The 25,412-nt window shown below is 47.6% G+C and carries 21 protein-coding genes; 9 read left to right on the plus strand and 12 right to left on the minus strand.

From position 1 onward, the window contains the following. Window positions 1-333 precede the first annotated feature (333 nt). From Dvar_RS19300 to Dvar_RS19310, 3 genes are all read right to left on the minus strand, one after another. Complete coding sequence (locus tag Dvar_RS19300; protein WP_419663514.1) at window positions 334-582, minus strand: AbrB/MazE/SpoVT family DNA-binding domain-containing protein; 249 nt, start codon at window positions 580-582, stop codon at window positions 334-336. Window positions 583-990: 408 nt separating this feature from the next. Continuing rightward, a complete protein-coding gene (locus Dvar_RS19305; protein WP_419663515.1) occupies window positions 991-1,386 on the minus strand; it encodes a type II toxin-antitoxin system VapC family toxin in 396 nt (131 codons plus the stop codon). After that, a complete protein-coding gene (locus tag Dvar_RS19310) occupies window positions 1,383-1,616 on the minus strand; it encodes a type II toxin-antitoxin system Phd/YefM family antitoxin (protein ID WP_419663517.1) in 234 nt (77 codons plus the stop codon). The genes Dvar_RS19305 and Dvar_RS19310 overlap by 4 nt, the downstream gene beginning before the upstream one ends. Before the next feature lie 468 nt (window positions 1,617-2,084). Between Dvar_RS19310 and wecB the strand changes: the two genes are divergently transcribed. From wecB to Dvar_RS19355, 9 genes are all read left to right on the plus strand, one after another. Then, window positions 2,085-3,209 (plus strand): non-hydrolyzing UDP-N-acetylglucosamine 2-epimerase, encoded by a 1,125-nt coding sequence (gene wecB / locus Dvar_RS19315; RefSeq protein WP_419663519.1) that lies wholly within the window; start codon window positions 2,085-2,087, stop codon window positions 3,207-3,209. A 422-nt stretch (window positions 3,210-3,631) separates the two neighbouring features. Next, window positions 3,632-5,605 (plus strand): asparagine synthase (glutamine-hydrolyzing), encoded by a 1,974-nt coding sequence (gene asnB, locus Dvar_RS19320; protein WP_419663521.1) that lies wholly within the window; start codon window positions 3,632-3,634, stop codon window positions 5,603-5,605. After that, window positions 5,586-5,885 carry a hypothetical protein gene (locus Dvar_RS19325; RefSeq protein WP_419663522.1) on the plus strand — a complete coding sequence of 100 codons (300 nt, stop codon included), beginning with the start codon at window positions 5,586-5,588 and terminating at the stop codon, window positions 5,883-5,885. Before asnB ends, Dvar_RS19325 begins: the two co-directional genes overlap by 20 nt. Window positions 5,886-5,925: 40 nt before the next feature. Next, window positions 5,926-7,050: an NAD(P)/FAD-dependent oxidoreductase gene (locus Dvar_RS19330; protein WP_419663523.1), complete on the plus strand. Its 1,125-nt coding sequence runs from the start codon at window positions 5,926-5,928 to the stop codon at window positions 7,048-7,050. A 561-nt stretch (window positions 7,051-7,611) separates the two neighbouring features. Beyond that, complete coding sequence (locus tag Dvar_RS19335) at window positions 7,612-8,688, plus strand: VanZ family protein (protein ID WP_419663525.1); 1,077 nt, start codon at window positions 7,612-7,614, stop codon at window positions 8,686-8,688. 585 nt (window positions 8,689-9,273) lie between these two features. After that, window positions 9,274-9,705: a PEP-CTERM sorting domain-containing protein gene (locus tag Dvar_RS19340; RefSeq protein ID WP_419663526.1), complete on the plus strand. Its 432-nt coding sequence runs from the start codon at window positions 9,274-9,276 to the stop codon at window positions 9,703-9,705. A 556-nt stretch (window positions 9,706-10,261) separates the two neighbouring features. Then, window positions 10,262-10,978, plus strand: a complete 717-nt coding sequence (locus Dvar_RS19345) for a DUF4114 domain-containing protein (RefSeq protein ID WP_419663528.1) — start codon at window positions 10,262-10,264, stop codon at window positions 10,976-10,978. A gap of 369 nt (window positions 10,979-11,347) precedes the next feature. Continuing rightward, on the plus strand, window positions 11,348-13,627 hold the full coding sequence (locus Dvar_RS19350; RefSeq protein WP_419663530.1) for a tetratricopeptide repeat protein: 2,280 nt from the start codon (window positions 11,348-11,350) through the stop codon (window positions 13,625-13,627). Between the two features lie 2 nt (window positions 13,628-13,629). Beyond that, window positions 13,630-14,778 (plus strand): hypothetical protein, encoded by a 1,149-nt coding sequence (locus tag Dvar_RS19355; protein ID WP_419663531.1) that lies wholly within the window; start codon window positions 13,630-13,632, stop codon window positions 14,776-14,778. 155 nt (window positions 14,779-14,933) lie between these two features. On the opposite strand, the gene Dvar_RS19360 is transcribed toward Dvar_RS19355, so the two are convergent. From Dvar_RS19360 to Dvar_RS19400, 9 genes are all read right to left on the minus strand, one after another. Further along, window positions 14,934-16,358 carry a sigma-54-dependent transcriptional regulator gene (locus Dvar_RS19360; RefSeq protein ID WP_419663533.1) on the minus strand — a complete coding sequence of 475 codons (1,425 nt, stop codon included), beginning with the start codon at window positions 16,356-16,358 and terminating at the stop codon, window positions 14,934-14,936. Further along, window positions 16,355-17,824, minus strand: coding sequence for an ATP-binding protein (locus Dvar_RS19365; RefSeq protein ID WP_419663535.1), 1,470 nt, complete (start codon window positions 17,822-17,824; stop codon window positions 16,355-16,357). The genes Dvar_RS19360 and Dvar_RS19365 overlap by 4 nt, the downstream gene beginning before the upstream one ends. 248 nt (window positions 17,825-18,072) lie before the next feature. Continuing rightward, window positions 18,073-18,636, minus strand: a complete 564-nt coding sequence (locus Dvar_RS19370; RefSeq protein ID WP_419663536.1) for an HPP family protein — start codon at window positions 18,634-18,636, stop codon at window positions 18,073-18,075. A 44-nt stretch (window positions 18,637-18,680) separates the two neighbouring features. Then, window positions 18,681-19,121 (minus strand): response regulator, encoded by a 441-nt coding sequence (locus tag Dvar_RS19375; RefSeq protein WP_419664136.1) that lies wholly within the window; start codon window positions 19,119-19,121, stop codon window positions 18,681-18,683. Between the two features lie 56 nt (window positions 19,122-19,177). Then, window positions 19,178-20,362, minus strand: coding sequence for a sensor histidine kinase (locus Dvar_RS19380; protein WP_419663538.1), 1,185 nt, complete (start codon window positions 20,360-20,362; stop codon window positions 19,178-19,180). A gap of 63 nt (window positions 20,363-20,425) precedes the next feature. After that, window positions 20,426-22,012, minus strand: a complete 1,587-nt coding sequence (locus Dvar_RS19385) for an SLC13 family permease (protein ID WP_419663540.1) — start codon at window positions 22,010-22,012, stop codon at window positions 20,426-20,428. Between the two features lie 149 nt (window positions 22,013-22,161). Continuing rightward, a complete protein-coding gene (locus Dvar_RS19390) occupies window positions 22,162-22,581 on the minus strand; it encodes a response regulator (protein ID WP_419663542.1) in 420 nt (139 codons plus the stop codon). A gap of 7 nt (window positions 22,582-22,588) precedes the next feature. Beyond that, complete coding sequence (locus Dvar_RS19395) at window positions 22,589-23,020, minus strand: response regulator (protein WP_419663543.1); 432 nt, start codon at window positions 23,018-23,020, stop codon at window positions 22,589-22,591. A gap of 34 nt (window positions 23,021-23,054) precedes the next feature. Beyond that, window positions 23,055-24,716 (minus strand): sensor histidine kinase, encoded by a 1,662-nt coding sequence (locus tag Dvar_RS19400; protein WP_419663544.1) that lies wholly within the window; start codon window positions 24,714-24,716, stop codon window positions 23,055-23,057. Window positions 24,717-25,412: the final 696 nt, after the last annotated feature.

Genomic DNA, 25,412 nt, shown 5'->3' on the forward strand with positions numbered 1-25,412 from the left:
ATATATTCCGATCTTCAAATCTTCCGCTTTCCATTTTTTCCATCGCCTATAGCCCCCGGCCTCTTTCCTATCATCTACATCGCCCGTGTGAGTCGGTGGCAAGGTTAGATGCAGTTGGTCGGTGATTTATGACATTAGTTCAAAAATACCGGCCTTGGCTGCTTTTTTATCGAATGACAATACGCTTTCACAGCCTGACTGTTTGGCTGAACTGGAGATTAGAATGTCCGAAAGATCTGCGTTGTTTTCTCGGGCATACACCAAAAAATGTTTAAGTGCGGTTTGTCCTTTTTTTTGCGAGAAACCTAATGATAATATTGGTATCTAAGGCCTTCATCTGAATTCTTTCTTAAATTTCTTGGAAATGGCCTCGTCCATCGCTTGAGTTGAAACAGGCTTTATGCCTGGCCGGTTTAATTTCCCAAACAATTCATCCACTGTTTTGGAAATCGGCCTGATGAGCGCTTCACGTTCATTGGTCAAAATGAATTCTATTTTATCACCGGTATCAATCATCAACTTTTCTCGAATCGCTTTAGGAATAGTGATTTGCCCTTTGCTGGTGATTGTTGATAGGGCCATTGTCTGTCTCCTTACTTGATTTAAATTCCTTACATAATGTTAAGGCAAACCTGTGGATATGTCAATGACCTAAGTCGAACGTTCAAAATTTCGGAGCCACAGACCAACACAGACGAGATAGGTGATGGGAGATAGGCTTGATGAAGCGTAGTGAAGTGCAGAAGCTGCAGACTGCGCATTGCTTGTCCGTGTGAGTCCGTGTGTGTCGGTGGCAAAAAAGAAGAAAATGGGTCAAGTTTTCCAACCACTCTGCGCCTTTGTGGCCTCGAGCGAAGCGGGCGGAAAAAAAATGATCACCGCAGAGTCGCAGAGAACGCAAAGAAAAAAACAGGTTTCAGTTGGCTTCGCCAAAAAGAGACAGATAGCCACAGTCACACACAGACGAGTTCGTTGATAGCTTATTGTGGCTTACCAAACAGATTGAACGTAAGGGTAATTCAATATTTTCTCATCTCTGGTGATTAAAGGTACGTCCAGGGCAAGAGCGCTTGCAATGATAATTCTGTCGGCTGGATCACTATGAAGCGGTTGCGGCAGGTTGACCGATTTTAACGCTATCGAGTTGTCAACAGGAAGAAATTGAAAAAACCGTAGTCTTTCCGCTTTTGATATCCACTCACTAATCTCAATTTTGAGAATCAACCGTTTTTTGGCCACCAGAAGCGCTATTTCCCAGATACTAATGGACGAAATATATACAGCATTATTGTGAACGGCCTTTTCAACTAATTCAATGGCTTTTTGAGAGATCAACCCTGGATCGCTGAGAAACCATATCCACGCATGGGTGTCCAATAAGATCATTGTAGGGATTCCCAATCATCGAGACCGACAGGTTCAAGTGGTTCTGTGTATTCACAGACCGTACCCCTAAGGGAATCAAGAATTTTCTGGGTATCATCTGTGTAGGGAACAATTTTTATAACTGGTTTCCCATGATCGCTAATGATTAATGGCTTACCCGTTTTTTGGACATCCCGAAAATACTTTAGCGCGTGAGGTTTAAATTGTGATTTTGAAATGATACGTTCCATTTCGCACCTGATACATTAATATTAGTTTGAATAATGTCGATTTCATCTTCTACGTGCAGTAATTTGCACAATTATTTAATGGATATAGTCATTTTACCGTGGTCATATTTTTAGTTCAAGTCATTTTTCATCAAAAAAGAATGAGGAAATTTTCATCTTCATACTTAGACTCAATAAACGCGATACAAAATATGTCCGTGTACGTCTGTGGCAGATGTGGAGCGAGAAAGGGTGAAAGGACAAAGAGCGGGAAAGGCGGGAAAATCTCACAGAGCTGCAGAGTACACAGAGAGAAAAAGCAGTTTAAATGGGGGGCTAACGCAAGGTGATTTCACATTGGAAAATCAACCTTCTTTGCGCCTCTGCGCCCTCGAGCGAAGCGGGCGGTAAAAAAATAATCACCGCAGAGCCGCAGAGAACGCAAAGGGTAGTAATCTATCTTAATATGCGTGACAGGGAAAAATTAATATGACAATGAAAAAAGACTATAAAATCCATCTAATCGCAGCGGCTCGTCCTAATTTCATGAAAATTGCTCCATTGTATCATGAACTGAACAAAACAGATTGGGCGACGCCCATTATCGTACACACCGGTCAGCATTACGACATCAATATGTCGGATGCCTTTTTCAAGGATCTTGATCTTCCGGAACCGCATATTCATCTTGGGGTGGGGAGCGGCACCCATGCCGAGCAGACCGGGCGAGTCATGATTGAATACGAGAAAGTGTTAGTGCAGCAACAACCGAACTTGGTGGTGGTTGTCGGGGATGTGAATTCGACTATTGCTGCAACCCTTGCTGCGGTCAAGTTGGGTATTAAAACAGCCCACTTGGAAGCAGGATTGCGTTCATTTGATAGAACCATGCCGGAAGAAATCAACCGGATTGTGACCGATTCCATCGCCGATTTGTTGTGGACGCCATCCCCGGATGGGGATGAAAACCTGATTCGTGAAGGTGTTCCTCCTGAAAAGATTCAACGGGTCGGCAACATCATGATTGATTCATTAGAAATGATGCGTGGTAAAATAGAAAATGCTGGAACCTGGCAGGACATGGGACTGAGCCGGAATGTGTACGCGGTAGTTACCCTGCATCGACCGGCAAATGTTGACAATGAAGATACCTTGCGTTCCCTGGTCAATGCGCTGATAGAGCTCGCCGCTATCCATCCGGTTGTTTTTCCCATCCATCCACGGACCCGAGCAAACCTGGAACGCTTCAAGATGATGGAAAAATTGCAGGCGACAGATGGTATGAAATGTCTGGACCCGCTGAATTATGTGCGCTTTATGAATCTTGTTTTTAATTGTCGTCTGGTCGTGACTGATTCTGGAGGAATACAGGAAGAGACAACCTACCTGGGTATCCCTTGTATCACATTACGTGATAACACGGAAAGGCCGGTTACTGTAATCGAGGGGACTAATCGTCTGTGCAAAGTTCAAGAACTTCGCCAATCCATTGAGTCTATATTGAATCAAAAGGGAAAAAAGAAAAATCCGCCGGAATTGTGGGATGGCAGAACGGCTTCGAGGATTGCTGAGCGTATTCGGTCGTATTTGGGGGAAGGTGGGCATAAGGTATAAGGTGGAAGGTGGAAGGTGGAAGGCGAGGGGCAGGGAGGCGGAAAGGGTTAATGGTTAATGCGGGAAAGGCGGGAAAAGGCAAGACATAAAAGATGAAGGGGCCGAGGGACCAAGGAGTTGCGGGGAAAAAGGTAAAATAGCTGGTAGGCAGGGAGTGAGGAGCAAGGGGATAGGGCTTGGAGCTGGGGGCAAGGGGCGAGGAGCATAAATTAGGGAAAATCTGAAGTTAGGAAGAGGGGAAGATCGGAAGAGATGAATATGAAGGATTCAAGGGGCCAAGGGGTTGAGGGGGATGCTGGTGGCCCATTTTCTCGCATTTCCCGCGTTTCTCGCCAGTCCCGCCTTTCATATTTTCGCTCCATTCTCCACGCTCTACGCATTTCTAAGGGCTAACACAATAAACCCAAAAAACTGGACAAACAATGTGTGGAATCGCCGGGATTTTAAATTTTAAGGGGCCAGAGGATAAACGGGAACTCCTTACGCGCATGGTCAATCTGATGCACCACCGCGGACCGGATGCGTCGGGTCTTTTTCTGGATGGACCGGTCGGGCTCGGACATGCCCGCTTGAGTATTATCGATCTTAGCAGCAGTGGTATACAGCCGATTCACAATGAGGATCGCACGGTCTGGATTGTTTTTAATGGAGAAATCTTTAATTATCCTGACCTCAGGGTTGATCTGGAGGGCAAAGGACACAAATTTTATACACAAACAGATACCGAGGTGCTTGTTCATCTGTATGAGGAAAAGGGCACCGACCTCTTCCAGTTACTCAATGGCCAGTTTGCCATCGCCATTTGGGATGCAAAATCGCAATCCCTTCTTCTGGGGAGGGACCGGGTCGGCATTCGGCCCTTGTTCTACCACCATAAAAATGGCCGGCTTGCCTTTGCATCCGAGATCAAGGCGCTGTTTGCGGATCCGACAATTGAGCGGCAGATTGATCCCCAGTCCCTTTCTGATGTATTTACCTGCTGGGCGCCCCTTGGTGAGCGGACTTCATTTAAAGATATTTTCCAGCTTTTGCCCGGCCACTATGCAACGTATACCCGTATGGGGATGAATACCCAACCTTATTGGCAACCGGATTTTACGCCTGAAAACGGCCAACCTCGCAACCTTTCTGATTGGGCGGAGGAATTAAACGCACTGCTTCTTGATGCCTCCCGTATCCGTTTGCGGGCCGATGTCCCTGTCGGTGCTTATCTCAGCGGAGGAATTGACAGCACGTATATCAGTGCGCTGGTAAAGCAAAACTTCAACAATCGGTTAAGTACCTTCTCTGTCAGTTTTTCAGATAAACGCTTTGACGAATCATCATTCCAATCCATCGCTGTCCGGTCTTTGAAGACCGACCACAAGGACATTCACTGCTCGGAGAGTGACATCGGTGAGCTGTTCCCAAAGATCATATGGCATACCGAAACACCGATTATCCGGACCGCGCCCACGCCGCTTTTCATGCTTTCTAGACTTGTCCGGGAAAGCGATTTCAAGGTTGTCCTGACCGGTGAAGGGGCGGATGAGATATTTGCCGGCTACAATATTTTCAAAGAGGATAAAATACGTCGATTTTGGGCGCGCCACCCCCGATCTAAATCGCGGCCCAGGCTTTTGGAAAAGCTATACCCTTATATTTTTTCAGAGGCCAATCAGCGATCCCGGCAGTTTATAGAAGGTTTTTTCAAAAAAAACCTTTTGCAGACGGGCTCGCCTGTTTATTCGCATTTGTTGCGGTGGCAGAACACATACAAATTAAAGTCTTTTTTTAACGATGATTTCAGGGGGGCAGAAGATTCCATCGAGGGATTTGTCAAGCGGTTCAGCGACAGACTGCCAGACAATTTTATGTCCTGGAGCCCGCTTTCAAGAGCCCAGTATATTGAAATCAACATTTTCCTGTCCAATTATCTACTTTCTTCCCAAGGGGATCGTATGGCCATGGCTAATTCTATTGAAGGCCGTTTCCCATACCTTGACCATCGTGTTATTGAATTTGCCTGCCGGATGCCGGATCAATTGCGTCTACGTAGCCTGGATGAGAAGTTTCTGCTCAAACAAGTCGCCAGGCAAGTTATTCCCAAAGAAGTGGTTGACAGAGCCAAGCAGCCATACCGCGCCCCGATCAGCCGCAGCTTTTTTGGCGATCGGTCATTGGATTACGTCGATACCTTATTGAGTGAGGAGCAGATACGATCCAGCGGATATTTCGATGCCCCAAAAGTATCCCGGTTGATTAAAAAGTGCCGCAGCCGTCAGGGGATGCTTTTAAGTGAACGGGAAAATATGGCTTTGGTTGCCATTTTATCTACCCAATTGCTTGATCAACAGTTTATTAAACAATTTCCTGCCTATGAAGCTAAGGATGTCAATGAACCGGTTGTTTTTTGAGTTCGTTGAGTTCCTTGGGTTTGTTGTGTTTATTGAGTTGGTTGCTGGGAATGCGGAGAATGCTGGTGCGTGGAGCGAAACGAGGAAAAGCGAGAAAGGCGAGAAAGGCGAGACTGGCGGGAAATGCGGGAAATGCGGGAAAGGTAAAACACTATTTTTTATTGGCGAAGCCAAACAAAACCATTTCTTTTCTTTGCGTTCTCTGCGACTCTGCGGTGATTATTTTATTTGCCGCCCGCTTCGCTCGAGGGCGCAGAGACGCAGAGGGGTTGATCCCTGAGATAGGGATCAAATGAATACATGGGAACAGAGCTGCTTCAATGAATAAAACGACGACGATAATCGGCGCAGGGGTGGTCGGTCTTGCCGTGGCGGCTGAATTGTCGAAAATCCACAACGATATTCTGCTTATCGATAAAAACCCCAGTTTTGGCCAAGAGACCTCAAGCCGCAACAGTGAGGTGATACACGCTGGTATCTACTATGCAAAAGACTCTAAAAAGGCCAGGTTTTGCGTAGAGGGCAACCGATTACTCTATCAGCTTTGCGAAGAAAGTCGAATCCCGCATCGTCGATGTGGCAAGGTTATTGTTGCCACAGATCCGGATGAGGAAGAAATCCTTGAATCAATAGCGGAAAAGGCAAGGGATAACGGCGCCGTACCCCTTGAGAGACTGAGTTCACAGCAAATAAAAGCTCTTGAACCCAATGTAAAGGCGTTTGCAGCGCTTTTATCACCTTCCACCGGAATCATTGATTCTCACCGGCTGATGCGCAGGTATTTGTCCGAGGCCAAAAAAAATGGTGCTCAGTTTGTAACGCAGACAATGGTTTCAAGGATCGAAAAGCGCGATCGTGGTGATTACCGGATTCATGTAACGTATCCGGATGGTGATACCGACAGATTTAATTCGCACTGGGTTATTAATTGCGCGGGCCTTGAAGCTGACACCATCGCGGCTTCCATGGGTATAGATATTGACGCATGTGGTTACCGGCTGCATTATTGGAAAGGCGAATATTTCAGCCTGGATGTGCCGCATGGCTACATACGACGGCTGGTCTATCCGGTTCCTCAGGTGAACCATGTGGGCTTGGGTGTCCATGCCACAATCGATTTGAGCGATCGCATCAAGCTTGGTCCCAATGCCATTTACCTGCCCGACAGGACCCTCGAGTATGGTGTGGATAATTCAGTGCGCAGATCCTTTTTCGAGGCGGCAGTAAGATACTTACCCGATATCAACATCGAACAACTCAATCCGGAAATGGCCGGGATCAGACCTAAATTACAAAAACCTGGCGACTCGGTCAGGGATTTCATCATTGAGGAGGAATCTGCCAAAGGTCTTGCCGGTGTGGTCAATCTGATTGGTATCGAGTCGCCCGGTCTGACTGCCTGCCTTGCCATTGCGAAATATGTGAGGGCGTTGGTGGAAGGATAACTTTGTTAGTTGGTTGGTTGAATTGGTTTTGTTGGTTCGGTGGACGGTGGGGAGTGGGAAATGGTGAATGGTTAAAGCGGGAAAAGCGGGGCGAGAGATAAAGTAAAGATAGTCTCTCACAAAGCCGCAGAGATCACAGAGAAAAGTTGGGGGGGAGCTGGTTTTGCCAGAAAAAACGGATAGAAATTCTATATTATTTGATCCCTACTTCCCGTTAGGGAAATCTAAATAAACCCTGTGCGATCTCCGCGTCTTGAGCGAAGCGGGCGGTGAAACAACAGCCACGGATTCACACAGACAGACACTGACGATTTGGATGATAGAAATGAAGGGGCAAGGAGGGCAAGGATTCGAGGAGAAAACCGATAGCCCATTTTTCTCGCCTTTCCCGCGTTCCCCGCCAGTCTCGCTTTTCATATTCTCGCTCCACGCACCAGCATTCTCCGCATTCCCAGCAACCAACCCAACCAAACCCAACCAACCCAAATAACTCGTCCCCAAAGGTATTGAAGACCAATTAAAACGAAATCCAAAAAACACATATTGGCTTTTGGGACCGTAATGATGGTGTTGATGGTCCTTTATTTTGGCTTGCGAATAAGGGGGGATGGTAATATCAATGATGCTTTATGGCTGCCTGATCGAACCGCCCTGCGTTTCCAAGGATCGGGAATTGCTTATGTCGATGATCTATCGATTTCTCGGTTGAACCGCAAGGTTGACTCGCTGACCATCGAGATGGTCGTGAGGCCTGGACGGAATCAGCGGCAAGGCTTTGGACCGCTGCTTCTTTTGCACGATGGCGATGATGGAAGGCAGATGGCCATCTGGCAATACAAAGATTCTTTGATTGTCATGAATGGCAACGATTACAACAACGCCCGAAGATGGCCAAGAATAACCGGAATGCACGTTCTGCCACCGGATCAAATTCGCTACTTGACAATTACTGCGAGTAAAAAGAAAGGGAGTCGATTATTTGTAAATGGTAAACCCGTTGCCGCCAAAAAAGACTGGTGTTTGCGGATTCCTTCAGAAGGCCGACCGCTGCGTTTGGTATTGGGTAATTCTGTTTATGGCAATCATGGCTGGATCGGCGATATATACGGGTTGGGAATAGCCGGGAAAGCCATTTTCTCAGAACAGGTTCGAGCAAGATATGAAAAATGGGTTGAGGATCAGTCGGTTCCTTTGCTGGAACCTGATTTGCCGGAGCAGATAATCAAATTCAACCAACAGTTGTGGTCGCGACCATCAGAGGCCGACATGGTTGGTTCATTGCTTAATATTCCATCAGATGTCGTTGCTCTGGAAAAAGCGGTTCTTTCTACCCCACAAGCCTATTTCAAATTAAACCGCGTCACGATAGCTGACATCAGCCTTAATATTTTTGGTTTTGTACCACTCGGTGCTATGCTGTTTGCTTATCTGGGATCATGCTACGGGTTTGATGGTAGTCGAAAATGGATTGCCTTGGCGTTTTGCGGAACGTTGAGTCTTGGCATTGAACTGGCACAAGCGTGGATACCTACACGATTTTCTACCCTTTTAGATCTGATTCTCAATACCATCGGAGCCTGGATCGGGATCGAATTGTTGTATCGAATAAGAAAATTAAGAGGCCGTGATTCAATCTAACCCTCCCTAATTTTGCCTTACCAATTGTCCCACCTGCAACTATATAACCAATGATTGAAATTGGTATAGTAACAATTCATTCTACCTTTATACCTCCCTGAAATTACTTTTATCCTGAATGAATATGTAATTTATTTCCTATTTTTGGGTACAGATAACATGAATTGCCCAATAAGTAAGAAAAAAATGTAATATTTCTTGGCGAGATAGCGCGCCCCCGTTTAAAACATCCTGAAATGAATAGTAAAATTATTATTTAAATATAATTCATAATTGGTATATATCATGAATACGAATCATACGACGTTATTTAGCGTATTTAGCTCTGTTCGTAATCTTTCTTGCTGAGTTGCGTTGCTAATGAGACGGTTTTATCGTAAAGATGAAAAACTAGAACCATCCCCTAATCAGCTTATCGATCAAATCTCACAGACATAAACTCACCTTGTATGTCACATTAGCTTATTCAGCGGGATAATTTCGGGTCAAATCTATTGAATTTTCATCAAACGGAAGGGAGGGTAAAAAAATAGGATAGTAAGGAGAGGAATTTGGATCTATCTATAGAGATAGCAGGGGTGCTAGATGAAAAGAATGTTACTGTTGATTGTTGCTGTCGGATTAGTGATCTGTGTTTCGAATGTTGCATTTGCCGTTTCATATGTGGATCCTCAAATCCATACCGATAGAATAGAGCAAGATGATAAGGGTTCCCGTGATTTGTGCGATTTCGTAACGATTGAAATTGGAAGTTACACTTTTATTGGGGAGGTTGATACAGGAGAAGTCGGTTTTACGTTTGAGTCTATTAAGATACTTAGTGACCTTGGAACTGTCGATGCTTCCGCTTCCGCTAAATTGAGCGATTTTCACTTCAATGAGGCAACATTGACTGAACAAGCGATCACAAGTTATACTTCTCAGCCTGTCCCTGAACCCGCTACAATGCTGTTGCTGGGAACCGGTCTTTTCAGTTTGGCTGGTGCGACACGAAAGAAGATTTTCAAAAAGCGTTAGTTTATTATCCATTGATTGATGGATAATTTAAAAAACGGTTTGGCTTCCAACGCCAAGCCGTTTTTTTTTGCCGTCTACCACTTCACATCTATGTAATTTCCTACCAATTTTATTTTTAACGGTGACTTTTTAAATCAATGCAACAGCTCTTAAAAGTTCAAGATATGCATAGTTCATTATTGCTTTTTGGGGTGCTATTTTTTTATTGAGTTAAATTAAAGTAAAGAATATGAAAAAAATTACATAAGTACATAATAACTATTTCTAAAATTTCGTATGGCCTATCAATAACAAAATAAATTTGATGTCTAAAGTTTTATAATATGCTAAAAATATTGAAAATAAAAATATTTTGAAAATTGGCATTCGATTTGCTTAAACAGAAGCAAAACATATGTTTTAGGAGATCTCGTAAAAAAAAATGCAAACATTACTTAGTATCAACGGGTAAAAAATAATGGAGGTAAAGAAAAAGAAATAGAAATAAAAAAGAGTGATGATGAATATGGTTAAAGCACTGAATAAAAAAATAATGAAACTTTAATAAGAGGTGAATATGAAGATGATTAAATTGATTTCTTCACTGGTTTTCGCAATTACTTTTTTAACTGCCGTGAACGCCATGGCGACAGAAATGACCCTGCAAGAAATTTTTGACGATATAACTGTCGACGGTCCAAGTTCCGTAAATGCGGAAACGGATTACCTCACCAATGATGCCTATTGGAGCATAACAGGTTCAGGAGGCTCACTTGCGACAATGATTATTGAACTTGCCGGATATGCTTCCGAGAATATCTTTGGTGTTTATAGTGGAGATGAACTTGTCCCACTCTTTTCGGGAGCTCATGAAGCCGGTGATCAAACGGTACTTTCGATAAAAAACGATGGCAGCGTATATGTTAACTTTGATGATACTGGGGTAGATTTCTCAGCTAATCTTTTTGGATATTACCTCAGTACGCCGAACGGAATATTTTACAGTGACTCTACGCTGAATGAAGATGGGTTGGACCACTTGATGGCATATCAAGGCAACGACGTGGATGTCGTCGAACTTCCTGGCTTTGCTTCAGGTACTTGGACCGACAATGAATTTATTCTTGCATGGGAAGACCTTCTTGGAACTCAGAATCCTGACTATAACGATATGGTCCTCATGGTTGAATCAGTCCAACCCGCACCCGTTCCTGAGCCAACCACCATGTTGCTGTTAGGCTCCGGTTTGATCGGCCTGGCTGGCGCTGGAAGAAAAAAGCTGTTTAAAAAATAGACTCAAGTAATAGTCCAATAAAAAAGCCCGCTCTTTGGATCGGGCTTTTTTTATTTGATTTGGGGGTTGGTCCAATGCACCCATGTTGAGTCATCTGAGTAAATTAGAACCACCCAGTCTATATGGAAAAAGAGTTCACATATCGTCACTTTACCTCAATGATTTACATTATAGGGGCTGTTACCTATGATAGTTAGGAAACTGACAATTTTGCTATTGTCACAATAACTGTATAGAAATAAACAATATTTTAATTCGTGTTATAGCTTCTAAGCGTTTGTTAGGATGGTATAGTATTTGTAATCAACTTTCTTTTCATTTATCATAAATGAAATACCGATCCGATTACCATCAAATGGGGGAATATTAATGAAAAGCCGCTTATTTCAAGTATTAATCCTGCTGACAACGCTCGTTATCGTCGTGGGTTGTTCAACAAATGAAGAAAAAAAGGCCTCTCATTTTAAAAAGGGACAAACTTATTTTGAAAAAGGCGATTACAAAAGCGCCGAACTGGAATTTCGCAATGCCATTCAAATCGATCCGGAATTTGTAGCGGCCTATGAAAGCTTAGGGGAAACCTATCTGAGGCTTGGGGATCCGCGTGGTGCGTTCAGAGAGTACTCCAAGGTGGCCAAACTCGATCCGCAAAACACCAAAGCGTCACTAAAATTGGCAACCTTTTTCCTATTGGCCAAAAAAACCGAGGAATCCAGAAAAAGAGTGGAAACAGTGCTTGAAAAAGAACCCCACAACATCGATGCGCTGTTTCTAATGGGCGGAATTTATAATATAGAGCAGGATCTGTCTGAAGCCGCTGAAATATATAAAAAAATTATCGAATTGGACGAAAAACAAGCGCGGGCGTATATGGGTCTTTCGCGCATATATCTGAAGCAGGGAAAATTCGATGAAGCCGAATCGCAGCTCCAAAAAGCGGTCCAGTTAGATCCCAAGGACATCAAGCCGCGTGTCGAAATCGCTCGATTTTACACGGAGCAAAAAGCCTATGACAAGGCCCAGGCGCAAATCGAAAAAGCCATCCAACTCAATCCGAACAATAGCGATCTGCATATCATTCTAGGAAATTTTTTCTTCAAGATGAACAAGATGAAAGATGCTGAAGAGTCTTATCTTCAGGCGATCGCGGTTAATCCTGAAAAAGAAAGACCGTATATGGTCGCGGCCGGTTTTTATGAGCTATCCAACGCACCCGAAAAGACACTGGCGATGTATGAAAAAGCCCTGGCTGCCAAGCCGGATAGTGTAAACATCATGACCACCATGGCAGGATATTACATCAACCATCAACAGATGGAGAAAGCAGAGCAATACCTGATCCGGGTGCTTGATAAAAGGCCCCGTTTTTTCCCTGCCCGAATGTTAAACGGCGAAATCGCGATCCACAAAAAAGACTTTATTGGCGCAATCGGTGTTTTCGATCAGTTGCTGAGTGAAGAACCCCGATCCTACAAAGCCCATTATCTGAAAGGGTTGGCCCACCTTGGGAAGGGTGAATCTCAGGTGGCCAAAGCCTCTCTTAGCAAGGCCATTGAGCTCAATGGAAAATTTGCAAAAGCGAAAATCCTGCTTGCCGAAATTGCAATGAAAGAGCGGGATTTTGAATATGCACAACGCTTATGCACCGACATCTTAAAGGATAATACAAACAATTATCAAGCCAGGATGATGCTGGGTAATGCGTTGATGGCGCAAGGACAAGTCGATGAGGCGAGATTGCAATTTGCCGCCCTGATCGACCAGCAGCCGGAAAATCCAGTCGGTTATTACCGTATGGGATTGCTGCAAAGGGCAAACAAAAATTACGATGCGGCCTTGGACAGTTTCAACAAAGCCCTTTCATTGAATCCCATGCTGATGGACGTATTTGCCAATATCATTCTGGTGCATGGCGCCAACGGTGAACTGGACCTGGCGCTTTCCAAATGCGATGCGCAATTGGAAAAAGTTGGCGACTCCACCATTCACAAGGCGCTGATCAATAATCTGAAAGGAAAGGTGCTGTTGGCTCAGAAAAAGATACCGCAGGCGGAAAAGGCTTTTCAGGCAGCCATTCAAGAAAATGCACAATTTTTGCCGCCTTATTACGAGCTGGCAAAGATTTATCTGTCCGGTGAAAAACCGCAAAAGGCGATCGATCAGTACTTGGCTGTTCTGGAAAAAAATCCCGATCAGGTTCGACCGCATATGCTGCTTGGCACCATTTTTGACATGCAGAAAAAATACGATTTATCTGAGAAACACTATCGTGCTGCGTTAAAGGTTGATCCGCAATTCGCTCCGGCGGCCAACAATCTGGCGTATTTGCTCTCCTCACACGATGGGGATATTGATGAAGCCTTTAAATTTGCCCGTATCGCCAAGGAAAAATTACCGGATGATCCCAGTGTGATGGACACACTCGGATGGATTTACTACAAAAAAGGGCTTTATGGGAATGCCGTTCAGGAAATATCGGACAGCTTGCAAAAGATGCCTGATAATCCAGTCATTCATTATCATCTTGGCGCGGCGTTGTTTCACAAAGGGGACAAAAAGCAAGCCAAGCGGGCGCTTGAAAAAGCGCTATCCTTTAACGCGGAATTTGATGGTGCCGATGATGCGAGACAGATGCTGTCTGAGATATAACGATGCATCATTTCCCATTAAAAATACTGATCCTTTGCGTACTGCTGCCGCCTTTGCTTTACATTTATTCGCTTGGCCTGTTGGAAAAGGTCATTCAGATCCGATATGATAAGGATCTGGCCGCAGTGCTGATTGGCAATGTCAATCCGTTATTGGAAGGCAGCGCTGAGCTTCAGGATGTCCTGCAAAAAAACATCACTGCCTTTAAATCCAGCCGAAAGATGACCGCTTTAGGCGTTGAGATCAATATAACCGTCACTTCAGCCAGCGGTGCATATTTGTACCCTCACGGCTACGAAGAGTCCCAACCGGAGTTTGGAGAAACGGACAGCCTTTCCATTGCCAGAGAAAACTACCGACTGCTTTCAGAGGGGCTCCAACGAAGCCTAAAGGTCAAAATTGATCATAACGCTCTGATTGCAAATTTTATATTATCCTTTTACGTGTTGATTTCAGTGGGGGTGCTTTTTCTGTTCTATCGCCGCGGTGTGAAGAAAAGCCGTGCCGACGAGCTGGCCACCAGGAAAATGATCGATGAACTGGCCGATGAACACCGGGAACATTTGTTACAACTCGGCGCTTTGGAAGACCAGCGCAGTGAATTGTCCAAAAAAATCGAGCAGATGAAAAAAGCCTTGGACGAGGAGCGTCAAAAAGCATCCGAAACTGAAGATGAGATGGTGGAAGAGCTGGTGGCATTGGAGGAAAAAATCAGTCAGCACCTTAACCTGCAGACTCAGCAATTACAGGAGATTGATGCGCTTCAAGAAAAAATAGACCAATATGAAAAAGAAAAGGCGAGCCGACAGCGTCAAGTGCAAAAGGGCAGCGATGCGGTGCGCAAACGGTTTAATGTACTGTATAAGAACCTTGGTATTCATGATAAAGCCATCGATGGGTTCATGAATCTGACCGAGGAACTGCAGATCAAGGCTGAAGAAACCATTCACCAGCTCAACGATGATCCCAAAATGGTTCCGGTCAAACGCAAGGTTTTCGGGAAAAAGAATCGTGAGACGGTATTTGAAGTGATTTTTGCTTACAAGGGCCGCTTGTATTACCGGACCAAACCCGGTAACCGGGTAGAGGTGCTGGTGGTCGGCACCAAGCTGACCCAGAATAAGGATTTGGCGTTTTTGGAAAAGATATAAGCAGGAGGGGGCGTGGAGCCAGGGGTCGAGGGGCGAGACTATGAGAAGCGAGAAAAGCGAGACTGGCGGGAAAAGGCGGGAAAGATCAGTCCCATAATTCAGGCATTTAAAATTTTTTTTTCTCGCATTTCCCGCGTTTCTCTCTTTCACCCCTCCTACCTCACACTCGTCTCAATTTTCAAATTATACTTGTCAATCTTGGCATGCAGGGTCGGACGGGACATGCCCAGCAATTTGGCTGCCTGGCTGCGATTGCCGCCGGTCAGGTTCAACGCTTCTCCAACCAGAACGCTGCCAAAGTGATCCATGCAGCTTTCAAACAGATTGTCCTGGCCCCCATTGGATAGCAATGTGCGAATCCAGGCCCGGATGCTTTCGTCACACGCATCTTCGCTAAACTGGCAGCTTTTCCCTTCACTACCGGTAGCCTGGGTGATGTCCGAAATGCTCAAGGGTGCCCCGCGGTTGAAAATCAGTGCCTTTTGCAGCGTGTTGGAAAGTTCACGGATATTCCCCTGCCAGGGGCTGGAAACAAGCATGGACATGGCTTCGCGCATGATCCCCGGATTTTCGATGCCCAGTTCGTTGGAAAAACGGTTGAGGAAATAGTCGGCCAGCAAGGGGATGTCCCCGGTGCGGTCTCGCAAGGACGGCAACCAGATCGTGATTACTTTCAGCCGGTAATAAAGATCCTCGCGAAATTCTCCCTTGGTAATCAGTTGTTCCAAATCACGGTTTGTGGCGGCGATAATCCTTACATCCACAGGGATGGTTTCTCGTCCCCCCAGGCGCTCTATGCTTTTTTCCTGGAGCAGGCGCAGCATCTTGGCCTGCAGGTTCAAGGGCATATCACCGATTTCGTCCAAAAACACCGTCCCGCCACTGGCCTGCTCAATTTTTCCCACCCGGCGGTGGGTGGCGCCGGTAAAGGCCCCTTTTTCATATCCGAACAGTTCGCTTTCAAGCAACGTATCAGGGATGGCTACACAGTTGATGACCAGAAACGGTTTTTGCGAGCGAATGCTGTGCTGATATAATGCGCGGGCCACCAGTTCCTTCCCGGAACCGGATTCACCACGAATCAGCACGGTGGCATCCGTGGCCGACACCCGGCCGATGGCCTTGTACACCTCCTGCATGGCCGGGCTTTTACCGATGATGGCTTCCCCTTGGGTTTTATCCGGAGAGACATCCATATCCACTGGAGAACGCATGAAACGACCGGCCTCCAGAGCCTGCCGGATCGTGGAAAGCATTTGGGGAATGTCAAAGGGCTTGATGACATAGTCAAAAGCGCCCATTTTTGTCGCTTCAATGGCTGTTTCCGTGGTGCCATAGGCGGTCATGATGATCACCGGCAATTTTTGCTCGATCAGATGAATTTGCCTGAAGGTTTCAAGGCCGTTGATACCCGGCAAACGGACATCCAGAACCACTAGATCGGGAATCTCCTCGCTGATCATGCGGATGCCGGCCTCTCCTGATGCCGCTGTGCGGACCTGGTATCCCTCCTCCTTAAGCAGCCGCTCGAAACTGATGCGCAGCTGATCGTCGTCGTCAATAATCAGGATCGTATTCACAATGTGACTCCTTGTGTGGGAAGAACAATGATAAAGGTTGTTCCCTGTCCTTCAGTTGATGTGAGATCAATGCGTCCGCCATGTTCCTTGATAATTCTCGAAACGATGCTCAGTCCCAGTCCGGTGCCGTCTTCCTTGGTGGTAAAAAAAGGGTCAAACACTTTTTTTGCAAAGGACGGCGGGATTCCAGGCCCATTGTCGGTAACCCGAATCTGGGCCTGCAAACGATCCGGTGGCCCAATTACCTTCTCTTCGATGCTGATGGTTCCGGCACCGGTCATGGCTTCGCAGGCATTAATCATCAGGTTGACAAACACCTCCTTGAGTTGGTCGGGGTCCGCATCGATGGCCGGCAAAAGCTGGCTGCGATGCAAATCAATCCTGACATTGTAGGATTCCAGACGATAGCAGAGCAACTGAATGGCGGTATCGACTACGGTTGAAGGGCTTACCGGCTGAATTTTCAGTTTTGGTGGACGGGAAAATTCCAGAAAGTTTTGCACAATGGTGTCGATATGATCAATTTCTTCAGAAATTACATCGAAATCTTCTTTTTGGGTACCGGAAAGCTTCAAGGAACGGCTTAAGGAAAAGAGCCGCATTTTGACCGACGTGAACGGGTTGCGCACACTGTGGGCCATACCGGCCGCCAGTTTGCCGACCATGGCCATCTTTTCCGCCTGCAACAAATTCTCACGGCTTTTTTCCAATTCCACCTGGGTTTGTCCTACATCTTCAATGAGTCCACGGACACTTTTACTTAAGGTTTTAACATCATTACCGGACAGTTCGATGTTATCGCTGCGGCTGGTTTCTAATATCAACGCCCGGACCGGATTGAGAATTTGGTTGACCAGCTGATACGCCAAAAGCAATACCAGCATGACGTGGGTGACGATGACCGCCATGGCGGTGTCACGTAATCTGGCTGCCTCGGTCAACGCATTTCGCTTAGCCGCCATGATTGATTCCGTATGTTCTTTTTTATAGTCTTCGCACATTTGCAGGATGGAGAAAAAACGGTTGCGTACATCCTGATGCAACTGGGAACCGTATCTGTCCTGGCCGGATTTATAGTATTCGATGACCTGATCTTTTTCGCGGATATAATGATCGTATTCCTGGGCGATTTTAGAAATAGTTGTCTGCTGATCCGATGATTGGGTCAGTACTCTGGCCCGCCCTAATTGTTCGCTGAAAATACGGCGATATTTTTCCAACTGGATCAACCAGTCCGGGTTGCCATCCAGAAAATAGTAAGAGACGAATCCTTTTTGATTAACCAGGGCGATTTCCAGTGACTCGGCGCTTTGAAAGGCCACCAGGTTTTCGTCGGTGATGGCCGTCAGCACCCCCTCGATGCTGTAGGAATACCAGACCATTACCGCGGCGCCGGAGAAGGTCACCAGGAAAATAACAGCCAACAGGATATAGATGCGATTTTTCAGGCTAATGCGTGTCCACATGCAATTTCCTTTCGCTCTTCGAGGCAAAGGAACCGGTCGGAAATATCGGAATAGAGCTTTACCGAAAAAGATTCGCCGCTCGGCGGTAGGTTCTCCCAATGTCAGTTTGAAAACGCCATCCAAAGTCCAAGGAGGTCATACAATCGCCCAAAGGGGTTGAGGAACGGCTGGATGGCCTCGGTGTGCTGCAACACTTTCCGAGGCCATCCAGAATTGACAAACACAATCATGGCCCGCTGTCGGTTTTCTTATTTTATGGCGCAGGTCAGGGTCATGGATTGAAATACGGCGGCAAAGACGTCGGTCAGGCGCAATATGCCGATAATTTGCTTGTCACGGGTAACCAGCAAGGATTGATGATTACCCATGATCAGCATGTGGATGGCCTCGTCCAATGTCGCATCCGCATCCAGAAATTCGCCCTCGGTCATTTCCTGCATGAAATCCTTTACTTTCAGTTTGGCGGCTTTTTCACAGATGCGGCTGAGGGGTTTGTCAAAGAGACGATATTGTTCCTGCATGGATTTAAGAAAATATTTGCTGAAATGGCGGAATCCGGAACCGGGTGCCTCCCCCTGAATATCGTTGTATTTGGGCTCGAGGGCCTTGAGCGCATCGATCTGGCTGATCTTGCCGATGACCTGCTGGCGTTGATCCAGTACCAGGACGGCGCGGTGGCGGTATTTGGTGTGATCGAAAGATTGCTGGGCTTTCTCCAGGGAAATGATGGCATCGGCCAGCGTGGCATCTTCCGATACGGAGGCATACTCGTTAAGGGGTACCATCAGTTCTTTGACGTTCAAGGTTTTCATGTTATTTTTCTCCCATTGGCTCGCTTTAAATTTTGATCAGGCGCTCAGATGTTGCCCCGTTTTCTCAACAGCAATCGGGCTTCGGCCTTGCGGATGCGCTCCTCCTGTTCATCCTTTTTCTTTCGCGCGCCAACCAGTTTGGTGGTCAGATCCTCGAAATCCGCAGGCTTGAGAAGATAATCAAAGGCGCCCAGCTTCATCCCCTCTACGGCCGTTTCGGTCGTTCCGTGACCGGTCAGCAGAATCACTTCTACAAGGGGATAGCTGTTTTTAATGTTTTGCAATGTCTGGATGCCGTCCATGCCAGGCATCTTGATATCCAGAATGACAACGTCGATTTCATTGGAAGCCAGTTTCTCAAGGCATTCCTGGCCAGTATAGGCCGGTGTGACCTGTTCGCCGGCTTCTTCCAGACGCATCGCAAGCATTTCCACGAAATCCTGTTCATCATCGACCAGAAGTACTCTGGTGGGTATTTTTATCATCATCCGGGTCTCCTTTGCATGTTGGGCGCTGAAGGTTCGGCGACGACGGTCGCTGGCTATTGATGACCGACGTCGTCGCCGCGTTGTCGTTGACTTTCCAGGTGTTGAATGGGGATGTGTACGGTCATGGTCGTGCCCTCGCCGACACGGCTATCGACCTTTATGGAGCCGTCGAGCTTGTCGACAATTTCCTTGGTAACGAACAAACCCAATCCGGTTCCTTGACCTGGCGGTTTGTCACTGAAAAAAGGTTCGAAAATTTTATCGAGATTTTCCTTGGGGATCCCCTTGCCGGTGTCTTGGACAACAAGGGTGATGCCGTTGGGTTCTCGCTTTTTGATACTGATGGTGATTTGACCATTGGGTGCCGTGGCATGGATTGCATTGGCGATCAGGTTGATGAGGATCTGACGAATCTGGTTGGCATTGATCCATACGGCCCTCACATCCTTGGCGCTTTCTCGGGTGATACTGATTTCTTTGTCCTTGGCTTCCTTACTCACCAATTGAATGGACTCATCCACAAGGTCGTTGGGGTGCATGTGAACCAGGACCGGTTCCGGTTTACGGACGCTGCCCAGCAGTTGATGGGTGATGGCTCGCGCCCGCTTGACTCCTTTTTGGATTTTCTCGACGGCCCTTCCCATCTGCTCCTTGCGGGGAATATCGGCCAATTCAGGCTTTTCCAGCAAGCTCGATAGATATCCGCTGGCTTCGTTGATGATGGCCAGCGGATTGTTGATTTCATGGGCCACGCCGGCCGCTAAGGTTCCCAATGCCGCCAGCCGCTCCGTTGCAATCATCTGCTGCTCGATATGCGCCTTGTATTCGGCTTCTAAACGACGCTCTTCTGTGCGTTGCTTCTTTTCGAAAGCCTGTTTGATCTTCTCCAGAAGGTGTTCGAATTCCACCGGTTTGCTCAGATAATCGAATGCCCCGGCTTTGATCCCTTCAATGCCGTCGCGGGTCGCGGTATGGCCGGTGAGTAGGATCACCTCGGTTTGGGGATACCGTTGTTTGATGTGACGCAGGGTTTCCATTCCGTCCATGCCCGGCATTTTCACATCCAGCACCACCACGTCCATTGGATGGGTGACGAGAAAGTCAATCGCAGTTTCACCGCTTTCTGCCTGGTGGGCGTTGATTCCGCGTCGGCTCAGGCGCTTGGTCAGCGTGCTGCGAAAATCCGTTTCATCATCGACTAGCAACAATTGGAAACTAGCGGATTGTCCGGAATCCATGTGACCTTTCCTTTTTAAATGATGAGCGTACTGCTTGACTGTTGTGTCGCATTCTTAAAGCGATTAAACAAGTCCCAAAATGTTCCACCACACCGCCGCCACGACTACCAGGATCAAGATCAAAACCGGCGTCGCCACCAGGCCCACCTTGGTGATGTCCGAGGCCTTGAACTGCCTGAAGCTGTAAGCGATGGCATTGGGCGGACAGCCGATCACCAGCAGCATGGCAAAGGATGTGGCAGTGCCCAGGCACAGGGCCAGCACCCTGGGATCGACCCCCTCAAGCTGCGCCATGGGGATTACGATGGGTAGAATCAGGGCTGCCGCGGCGACGTTGGCCATGGCATTAGTCACCAGCGCACCGAAGATTCCCACCCCGACAAACATCAACAACCATCCGCCGCCCTTGACAAAGGGGAAGAACAGGTTGGCAAAGTAGTCGGCCGCGCCGGAGGCACCCATGGCCAGGCCCAGGGAGATGCCGCCGCCGAAAATGAATAGGGCCGTGCCCCATTCCAGGTTCTCGTGGATGTCGTCCCACTTGAGAATGCCGCTAAACACCAGCGCCGCCACGCCGATCATGCCGGTGACGGAGTAATCCAGACCATGGAACCCCTTGGTCAACCAGGCGATGAAGGCGAGGGCGACGATGGCCACGGTGATTTTTTCCTGAAACGTCCAGGGCGGCAGTTCCTCGTCCAGGCCCGGCAGGTTCAAGGTGCGATCCGGGCGGAAGACGAAGTAGCAGACCAATACCGATGCCGGTACGGTGACGATGGCCAGGGGCATGGCGTATTTGATCCAGTCCATGAAAGTGATCTCAATACCGGTGAACTCCTTGAGGAACGCCGCCGACACCATGCACCGGCCGCCGCCGACCAAGGAGCCCATGCCGCCGCAGGAGCAGGCAAAGGCCAGTGAGATGAGCATGAATTTGGCCGTATTGCTATGCGGTTGGATGCCGGCTGCGCGCATCAGCGGCAGCATGGTGACAATGCCGATGGACACGGCCGCGGCGTCGTGCATGAAGGAGGAGGAGATCCCCAGCCCGATGCTGATGAAAAAGGTAAACCGGACGACATTGGTGCCGGCCTTCTGGACGATGAAGTGCCCCAGGCGCTTGGTCAGGCCGGCCTTGTCCAGTGCAATGGCATAGATCAGGCAGCACATGATGAAGACCACCACGGGGTGCATGTAGGGGGCCCAGGCGGACTTCACGTCCATGATCCCCATCAGCACCAGGGAGACGCCGATGAGGGTGGCGGTGATTTCCAGAGGAATCGGCTCCACGAGGAAGAGGAAAATCAGGACCGCCAGCACCGCCAAAAAACGCATGGCCTTGGGGGACAGCCCGTTAAGGTAGTCGATCTGGATATCTCCCTTTCCAGAAGCCAAAGCCTTGTCGTGCAGTAAGGTTCCAAACGATTCGGCGGAGCCTTTATCAACGGTTTCGACAACATAAGTACCGTCATCGGGTTTGGCCGGCGTGACCAGGCTGAACTGATCCCGTATGGTTTCGTAAAATTCTTTGGCTGAATCCCCTGTGATTTTGAAACGGTTTCCTTCGGGCCTCGGTGCCATGAGAACGATGGCACCGAGAAGAAGCGCGAAGAGAATCTGAACATTTTTCGATTTTACCAAGGTTAGCATGAATCCCTCTCCTTTTACCCTTCCTCAATGAAAGAATTGATTGGGTTGCCCGCCATCGGTTCCGATGGAACCGATAGGGGCAACAACAACCGTTGCTCCCTTTTTACTTTAACCCCATAACACGACGTCGATTCTTAAACTGCGGTGAATTATCCGTCGGTTTGCTGTTTTTTTCCTTCGCTGACTGCAGCATGGATTTTGTCGATCAATTCGTCCAATTCATGCGGCTTGGTCAGGTAATCGTAGGCCCCATAAAGCAGCCCTTCCTGGGAAGCCTTTTCTGAGCCATGGCCGGTTAGCATGATAACCGGCATGGCAGGGTCCATTTTTTTAAAGATTTTAAGGATTTCAATTCCGTCCATGTCTTCCAGTTTCAGGTCCAACACAGCGATATCGAAGTCCCTTTTCCTGAGCAGACGGATGCCTTCGCTTCCCGAGAAAGCTTGTGTGGCCTTGATGTTGCGCTTGGCCAGACGCTTGGATAAGACGTCAACGAAACCCTTTTCGTCATCCACCAGCAGTAAACGAATCGGCTCTGGCCATTGCTTTAACGGGTGTTTTGGTTCCATGGTTCCTCTATGGGCGTCTTGCCGTTATTTCTTGGATACGGGCATTGATGATTTTATCTTCATGTTGACGTTTCTTGGCTGCCGCTTCGGATACCTTGGCGATCAGGTGTTCCATGTCGCATGGTTTGAGCAGGTAGTCGAAGGCGCCCAGTTTCATGCCTTCGATGGCCGATTCGACGGTGGCATGACCAGTCAGCATGATCACTTCGATCAAGGGTACCTTGCTTTTAATTGCCTTTAACGTGTCGATGCCGTCCATGCCCGGCATTTTCACATCCAGGATCACGACTTCGGTCTTGCTATCCTCGGTCAACTTGTCGAGGGCCTCCTGGCCGCTAAAGGCCTGTTCGACGTCGAGATCACGTCGCTTCAAACGCTTGGTCATTGCCTCGACGAAGGGGACTTCGTCGTCAACGAGCATAATGGTGGCAATTGTCATTGATCATTCTCCTTTCCTGAAGGTATTTTTGATTTCAGTCCTCGTTACCGGTTACATGCACTACACCTTCCGAGGGGTCGTCTGTTTGGATTGGGATGCGGATGCTAAAGGTGGTGCCCACATCCATTGTGCTTTTTACAGTGATTTCGCCGCCCATTTTATGGATAATGCCGTAGCAAATGCTCAATCCCAGCCCTGTTCCGCTGCCGACGGGCTTGGTGGTGAAAAAAGGATCGAATATCCGGGCCAAATTGGCCTTGGGAATGCCGGGGCCATTATCGGCGACGTCGATGACGATGGATTCATCCTCCTGCCGGCCGATGATATCGAGTACCCCGCCGGTTTTGTCCATGGCATCCAGGGCATTGTTGATCAGGTTCAGCAAGACCTGTTGCAATTCCGATTGCGATGCAGAGATGGCGGGCAATTTGGGGTCGAGATGGGTGTTTAATTCGATGTTGCTGAATTTGGCCCGCTGGGAGGCCAGGGCCACCATTTCTTCGATCAGGGGACTGATTTCAAAATCTTCGATGCGCGAGTCGGTTTTACGGGCGAAACTGAGCAGCTTGTGGGTGATTTCCTTGCAGCGGCGGCCCTGGATGCGGATTTGATTCAACGCGCGTTCGAACTCTTTGATATCCTCTTCGTTATCAAAGGCACCATCTTCCATCAGGTCCTGGAGCCAACCGGCCTCTTCGACCATGATGGCTACCGGGTTGTTGATCTCATGGGCGATACCGGCGGCCAGTTCACCGACCGAGGCCAGTTTGCCGGTTTCGATGACCTGCTGATTCATGATCTCCTTTTCACTGTCTGCCTTGGCGATGCGATTGACCACATTATTGGACATCCAGACGGCCAGACACACGATGATGATGCCGCCAAGTAAAATAAAGATCACCGCTCCGGTCTGGGCATTGCGAAGATCCGAAAACGCGTCGCTGCTTGCCTGTTTATAGACCAGCAGCCAATCTCCCCCCTTGAGCAGGGCGCTTACATAGATGCTCATCACGCCGGCACCATCCGGACGTTCCTGGATTTCAACATCCTTGCCGATACGCTTCAGAGTAAAAAAGTAGCGGTCGTAAATGTCCAGGGTGGGGGTGAAATCAAAAATCGGCTTGGTCTGGAATTGACCCTCCCGGTTCAAGATGTAGGCAAAGCCGGTTTCGCCGATGCGTACCTTTTCCACCAGGCGGTTGAACGAGAGAAAGTCGATGGTGGCGCGAATGATCCATTTCTGGCCGTGCCAGGTTTTTTGCACGGCAATGATAAAATGTGGCGAACCGCGCAGGCCCAGGAATACATCGCTGGTAAAATATAGATTTTCCCGGGCTTTTTTAAACCAGTCGGCATCGGCATATTGGGCCTTTTCCAGTTTGAAGGGCCCTGCGTAAGCGACCTGCTGTCCCTTTTCGTTGATCACTCCCAAATCAACGAAAACCGTTCCATAGGCACTTTGCAGGCGCATCAGCTTCTCGGCGATATCGTCATTTTCACCGATATGGTCGAATTCCATGGTGTCGACCAGAAATCTGATATTATGAATGCGTTCTTCAAGAAATCCGTCAATGTTCTGTTTATGTTTGAGCACCAGTTCAGCCAGATGCGCATATATTTTTTCATGATGGGAGGCACTGAATTGGTTGAGGATGATTCCGGTGAAGATGATCATGGGCGCTAGGGAAATTAGCATGACCACCAACACCATTTTTCGGGTGAGGGAAAGATAGTGTGTATTCAGGGGTCTCATCGTTCGCTTTCTGCCTTTATAGATGCCAGCGTTGTATGAAAGTATGGCGATTTCATTTACAAGTTTTATAATCAATTTCGGTGCCACAGCGGAATTCTTTTCATGTATTTTATAAGCTTCTGATATTTAAAGAAAATAAAATCAATCACGGTAAATCCGACACATTGTAAAAAAATATGACTGTCAGGATATTTTACAGGGTGTAAAGTGATAAGACGATAGGATGGGGCGGGTGTCAGGAATTTTTACGATTGAGGGGATAGCTGAGCGCAAGTATTAAGGTATAAGGTGGAAGGTACAAGGTTTGACGGGGAAAGGCGGGAAAGGCGAGAAGAGCGGAAAAGCGGAAGTTGGGAAGGGAAGAAAAGCGGGAGAGGCGGGAAACGCGAGAAAAAATGCTGACAATGTTGTTCGTTAGTTTTATTGGTTGAATTGGTTTGGTTGGTTAAGGCGTGAATATTTTGACCGCAAAGACGCAAAGCTCGCAAAGAAAACAGTATACATTCCCGTCAGGGAAATTAAACCCTCTGCGATCTTTGCGTCTCGAGCGAAGCGGGCGGTGAAATGATTAGCAGCGGATTCACCTACACAGATACAGACGAAGATGAAGGGGCCGAAGGGGCAGGGAGCAAGGTATAA

This window comes from Desulfosarcina variabilis str. Montpellier (assembly GCF_048565275.1).
Lineage (GTDB): Bacteria > Desulfobacterota > Desulfobacteria > Desulfobacterales > Desulfosarcinaceae > Desulfosarcina > Desulfosarcina variabilis.